Genomic DNA, 5,638 nt, shown 5'->3' with positions numbered 1-5,638 from the left:
GCCATGATGGATCAAAAAGACACCACACCTGCTGCCAAGGATGGGAAATACGAATTCCTGATCAACTACTCAGAGCGCGAGCTTACCTGCCGTGTTGAAAAAGAGCAAAACAAGCTGCATGTTTTTATCGATAACAACATCAACGCCGAGCTGGAATTACAACTCGACGGTAGCCTAACCCAGGCCAGTGGCAACGCCCTGCCCGAATCAACAATTGAGTTTATTAAAAAGCATGTGCTGGAGCAATAGGAGATAAAGCTGTTGCTTTGAACTTGCAGGAGGTATTTATGCAAAGCTTCAAGTTGAACACCCGTAGCATATTTGAAACCGCTTTTGTCAGCAGGTAAGCTTCGGGCGAAAGCGGGCAGAACATGGTGGATGGTGCGGCTGTAGGGGCATAGCAAGTTTTTGCAGAAGCGGGGGCCTGTGAAGGTAGGGTAAAATAATTGCAGCCCGTGGTTTTGTCCGATTTGCAGGGCAAAGGCCTTGCACGCAAAGAAGCCCACCTGCTGACTTGATTTTTGGTTCTTTTTATCAAGAAAAAGAACAAAGCCAACCCGCGGCGACTGAGCGGGCCGATGTAAGTCAGTTATCACAACAGCTGTTAGTACCTCAACATACATCTTCCAAAAGTTTTCAATTTTTAATTATTATTCGTTAATCTTGAATAGTATTCTGAACCAGGTAAATCCTGCGCGCTGTCCCAATTATCAGCGCTATATTATATATACGTTTTATGAACAAAACTAAAGTAGCCATACTGGGTGCCGGTTTTATTACCGATATCCACATGGAATCGTACCATCGCTTTATCCCCGAAGCCGATGTCGTGGCCTGTTACGCCCGTAACCCCGAAAAAGCTAAAGCCTTTGCCGAAAAATATCATATAGCCCAATGGTTTGATGATATTGATAAGCTCATTGCCGAATCGGGCTGTGAGGTAGTAGATATCTGCCTGCCCAATTACCTGCATGCCGAAGCCACTATCAAAGCTGCCAAAGCAGGAAAGCATGTGATCATCGAAAAGCCGCTTGCCGTTACGCTTGAAGAGGCCGACGAAATGATTGCCGTATGCAAGGCCAACAACGTAAAGCTGATGTATGCCGAAGAGCTTTGCTTCGCACCAAAATATGAGCGGGCAAGGCACCTGGTAAAAGAAGGCGCTGTTGGCGAGATCTATATGCTGAAGCAGGGCGAAAAACATTCGGGCCCGCATTCGGATTGGTTTTATGATATCAACTTTTCGGGCGGTGGGGTGATCATGGATATGGGCTGCCATGCCCTGGGATGGTTCCGCTGGATGCTGGATAATACCAAACCTAAAAGCGTTTATGCCAGTATGAGTACCGTGCTGCATAAAGGCCGTACCAAAGGCGAAGACAATTCGGTCATAATTGTCGAGTTTGAAAACGGTGTAACCGCAGTGGCCGAAAATAGTTGGGCCAAACATGGCGGTATGGACGACCGCTGCGAGATCCACGGTCTTGGCGGTGTTATTTATGCCGATCTGTTTATGGGCAATGCTGCTGTAACGTATAGTCGTGATGGGTATGGCTACGCGATGGAAAAATCAGACACCACACAGGGCTGGAGTTTTACCATTTTTGAAGAAGCTTTTAATCAGGGTTATCCGCATGAACTAAAACACTTTATTGATTGTGTACAAAATAACAAAACTCCGTTGGTAACCGGTGTGGATGGGAGGGCTGTGCTCGAACTTATCTACGCGGCCTATGCATCGGCGGGAGCAGGTAAAAAAATTGAGCTGCCGTTTTCGGCAAAGATCGATAAACCTGTAAATCTTTGGCTCAATACTAAATAGAAAATGAAACTACATACATATCCTGATTACAACACCATGTCGAAAGCGGCGGCTGATCTGGTGGTTACCCTCGTTAGCCAAAAGCCTGATGCGCTGATTTGTTTTCCTTCCGGCGATTCACCAGCCGGTTTGCTCAGTTACCTGGTTCAATACGCAAATAACAAACAGGTTGATTTTAGTCAAACCAATTTTGTAGGCCTCGATGAGTGGGTCGGTCTTGATCGCACTAATGACGGCAGTTGTACCTACTTCCTCGAAAAGCATTTTTTTAAACCGCTTAATATCTCGCCCAGCAAAGTGAAATTTTTTAATGCCGTTGCCGATGACCTGAATGTAGAATGCCAGGCTATGAATAAACATATTGATAAGCTTGGCGGGTTAGATATGATGGTGGTTGGTGTAGGGCTTAACGGCCATATCGGTCTTAACGAACCGGGTGCCGATTTTCATTCGTATGCGCATCACTCACCATTGGCTCCTATTACTGTTGAAGTTGCCCAAAAATATTTTACTACCGATACAGCTTTAACCGAGGGTATTACACTTGGTTTACGCCATCTGGCCGAAGCCGCTGTACCGGTGCTGATAGCCAACGGAAGTAAAAAAGCACCTATCATAGCTGAGGCCTTGCAGGGCTGTGTTACTAATGATGTGCCTGCTTCCATATTTAAAACGCTGCAAAACGCACAAGTGTTTTTGGATGAAGCAGCGGCGGCGCAACTGAGTTTAACAGTATAAAAGCTGTTATGATGAGCTTAAAGCTTAAGGCAAAAAGCCGAAAGCTAAAATTTAAAGCTTTGAGCCTTCTGCTTTGTGCTTTTAGCTTTACGCTTTCAGCTTTATATAAAACCTATTGGCAATTAAACAGTTTATTAACCATAACCAATTGTACTAATGCCGGATGAACCTAAAAATACTGCCGATCAGTTTACCTATGATGCTATTGTAATAGGCTCGGGCATCAGCGGCGGATGGGCAGCTAAAGAACTTTGTGAGCAAGGTTTAAAAACCCTTGTGCTTGAACGCGGCAGGGATGTGCAGCATATCAAGGATTATCCCACCGCAACCATGGATCCCTGGGAATTTAAACACCGGGGAGAGATGACCAAAGAATTTTTGGAGGAGAATCCGCTCATTAGCCGGGCTGCCGGTTATGGCGAGGATGACGCCCATTTTTTTGTAAAGGACAAAGATCATCCCTATATCCAGGAAAAACCTTTCGACTGGATCCGTGGTTACCAGGTTGGTGGTAAATCGCTTACCTGGGGCAGGGCCTGCCAGCGTTGGAGCAAGTATGAGTTTGAGAATCCTGCGCGTTTTGGTTATGGTATTGAATGGCCTATTGGTTATGATGATGTAGCGCCCTGGTACTCGCATGTAGAAAAGTTTATAGGCGTTTGCGGCAACAAGGACGGAATTGAGTCCATGCCCGACGGCGAGTTTTTGCCGCCTTTTGATATGAACGCAGTACAGGAGCATATCAGCAACAAAATAAAGGAAAACTATCCCGACAGGCATTTGGTACATGCCCGCTGGGCACATATTACCGAGCCTAAGCAGATCCATATTGACCAGGGCCGGGTTAAATGCATGGCGCGGAACCTGTGTATGCGTGGCTGTCCGTTCGGCGGTTATTTTAGCTCGGTAAGCTCAACGCTGCCCTGGGCCAAAAAAACGGGTAACCTTACCATCCGGCCATTTTCGGTTGTTCATTCTATTATTTATGATGAAAAGCTGGGTAAAGCTACCGGGGCAAAGGTTATTGATACCAATACCAAACAGGAGTTTATTTATAAAGCCCGCATTATTTTCATGAATGCCTCGGCATTGAACACCAACCTCATTTTGCTTAATTCGAAATCAGAGCGGTTCTCGAACGGCTTGGGTAACGATAACGGCCTGCTGGGCAAATACATCGCCTTTCAAAATTACCGGGCATCAGTAACGGCCGATATGGATGGCTTTTTAGATCGCTACTATTTCGGTCGTAACCCAACAGAGCTGATCCTGGCCAATTATCGTAATCTGCACCAACAGGAAACTGATTATAAAGGAGGCTTCACCACTTTTATGGGTGCATACCGAAACCGGGGGCCAAAAGAAACAGCCGAAGGTGAAATAGGAGGCGCGTACAAAGATTCGCTTACCGAACCGGGCGGCTGGAGTGCTTACATGTACCTGCAGGGCGAAACCATACCCAAGGCCAGTAACCATGTGCGTTTAAGTAAAGAGCAGAAAGACCAATGGGGCATCCCGCTGCTGATCACTTCGGTGGAATATGATGATAATGACGAGCGCATGATCAAGGATTTTTTAACTCAAACTGCCGGTATGTTTGAGAAGGCTGGCTGTACCAATATCCAAAAGCATGAAAATAAACAGGCTCCTGGCCTGGATATTCATGAAATGGGGGGCGTACGGATGGGGAAAGATCCTAAAACATCGATGCTTAACCAATGGAACCAGCTGCATTTATGTAAAAACGTGTTTGTTACTGATGGCGCCTGTATGACGAGCACAGGCAATCAGAGCCCGTCGATATTGTATATGGCATTAACCGCTCGCGCTGCCACTTATGCCGTGGGCGAATTTAAAAAAGGAAATCTCTAAAACATATTAACTAAAACATAGCACCAAATGAACAAGTTATTTTTAATTGCACTGACGGCCATAGCCCTAAGCGGCTGCCATTCATCTACCCCCAAAAACTATAATAAGGAAGACAGCACAGCCTCCACTAAAAAAGACAGTACAACCGCTGCATTTGAGCCCTTATTTGATGGTAAAACCACCAACGGCTGGCATGCTTACGGCAAACCGGCACCAGGTTTGGCCTGGAAAGCCGAAGATGGGGTGCTACACCTTGACGCCTCACAAAAAGGAGACTGGCAAACCAAAAATGGCGGCGATATGGTAAGCAACGAGGAATATGAAAACTTTGATCTGAAGCTGGAATGGAAGATCTCCAAAGCCGGGAACAGCGGCATTCTGTTCCTTGTTAAGGAAGATACCACAAAATACAAGTACAGCTATTTCACCGGCCCTGAATGCCAGGTTGTCGATAACAAAGAAAACGAAGATGGCAAACTCATTAAACACCGTGCAGGTGATTTGTATGATTTGATCTCGATATCAAAAGAAGTAGTTAAACCTGCCGGGGAATGGAACCAGGTAGAGATTGTTTGCAACAACAGCAAGCTGGATTTTACTATCAACGGCGAGCATGTATTATCAACCACCCTTTGGGACGATAACTGGAAAAAACTGGTAGCAGGCAGTAAATTCAAACAATGGCCCGATTTCGGCACGTTTAAATCAGGGCACATTGTACTGCAAGATCATGGCGCTGATGTTTGGTATAGAAATATTGAGATCAAGAAATTGTAGTTGTAAAACCCAGACTTACGAAGTTTTTAAAACTTCGTAAGTCTTCATGCGGTTTTTAATTTCTTGCTTCCTGGCTCTTGACGTCTTGCGTCTTGTCTATCTCAATACCGGCACATTAATATAACTATCATTAAACCACTTTATTTGCAGCGGTACTTTAGCATCTTGGATAGTTTCATCGCTTACTTTTTTGCCTGTTCCGTAATTGATCTGTTCAAAAGGGCTTTTATTGATATTGAGCAGGATCACGATGCGACTGCCTTTGCTGAATTGTCTGCTGGTGATGTAGGTGTTGGTAAACGGAATAGTTTCCAATTGTCCCGCTTTTAGCAAATGCCTTTTCTCCGGGTTGGTAGCATAACTTGCCCTGCCCATAAAATAGGTGAGATAAAAATATTTGCCATCGGGCATTTCTTCAAACATCACCAC

6 protein-coding genes are annotated in these 5,638 nt (G+C 45.3%); 5 read left to right on the top strand and 1 reads right to left on the bottom strand.

Annotated features, from left to right (window positions below):
- From VF500_RS17060 to VF500_RS17040, 5 genes are all read left to right on the top strand, one after another.
- Nucleotides 1–249, top strand: a 249-nt coding sequence (locus VF500_RS17060; protein ID WP_330860838.1) for a hypothetical protein, incomplete at its 5' end; no start/stop codon positions are given.
- A 487-nt stretch (nt 250–736) separates the two neighbouring features.
- Complete coding sequence (locus VF500_RS17055; protein ID WP_330860837.1) at nt 737–1,822, top strand: Gfo/Idh/MocA family oxidoreductase; 1,086 nt, start codon at nt 737–739, stop codon at nt 1,820–1,822.
- A gap of 3 nt (nt 1,823–1,825) precedes the next feature.
- Nucleotides 1,826–2,560 (top strand): glucosamine-6-phosphate deaminase, encoded by a 735-nt coding sequence (locus VF500_RS17050; RefSeq protein ID WP_330860836.1) that lies wholly within the window; start codon nt 1,826–1,828, stop codon nt 2,558–2,560.
- Between the two features lie 156 nt (nt 2,561–2,716).
- Nucleotides 2,717–4,432 (top strand): GMC family oxidoreductase, encoded by a 1,716-nt coding sequence (locus VF500_RS17045; RefSeq protein ID WP_330860835.1) that lies wholly within the window; start codon nt 2,717–2,719, stop codon nt 4,430–4,432.
- Between the two features lie 27 nt (nt 4,433–4,459).
- Nucleotides 4,460–5,209 carry a DUF1080 domain-containing protein gene (locus VF500_RS17040; protein ID WP_330860834.1) on the top strand — a complete coding sequence of 250 codons (750 nt, stop codon included), beginning with the start codon at nt 4,460–4,462 and terminating at the stop codon, nt 5,207–5,209.
- 96 nt (nt 5,210–5,305) lie between these two features.
- On the opposite strand, the gene VF500_RS17035 is transcribed toward VF500_RS17040, so the two are convergent.
- A partial coding sequence (locus VF500_RS17035; protein ID WP_330860833.1) for a hypothetical protein occupies nt 5,306–5,638 on the bottom strand: 333 nt, incomplete at its 5' end.

The sequence above is a fragment of the Mucilaginibacter sp. genome (assembly GCF_036383575.1).
Classification (GTDB): domain Bacteria; phylum Bacteroidota; class Bacteroidia; order Sphingobacteriales; family Sphingobacteriaceae; genus Mucilaginibacter.
Note: the sequence above shows the minus strand (reverse complement) of the source record. Positions and strands in the feature narration are given on the sequence as shown.

What these genes read in the sequence shown, in the direction of transcription:
- VF500_RS17055 (WP_330860837.1), top strand. Translation starts at nt 737, where the DNA reads ATGAACAAAACTAAAGTAGCCATACTGGGTGCCGGTTTTATTACCGAT.
- VF500_RS17050 (WP_330860836.1), top strand. Translation starts at nt 1,826, where the DNA reads ATGAAACTACATACATATCCTGATTACAACACCATGTCGAAAGCGGCG.
- VF500_RS17045 (WP_330860835.1), top strand. Translation starts at nt 2,717, where the DNA reads ATGCCGGATGAACCTAAAAATACTGCCGATCAGTTTACCTATGATGCT.
- VF500_RS17040 (WP_330860834.1), top strand. Translation starts at nt 4,460, where the DNA reads ATGAACAAGTTATTTTTAATTGCACTGACGGCCATAGCCCTAAGCGGC.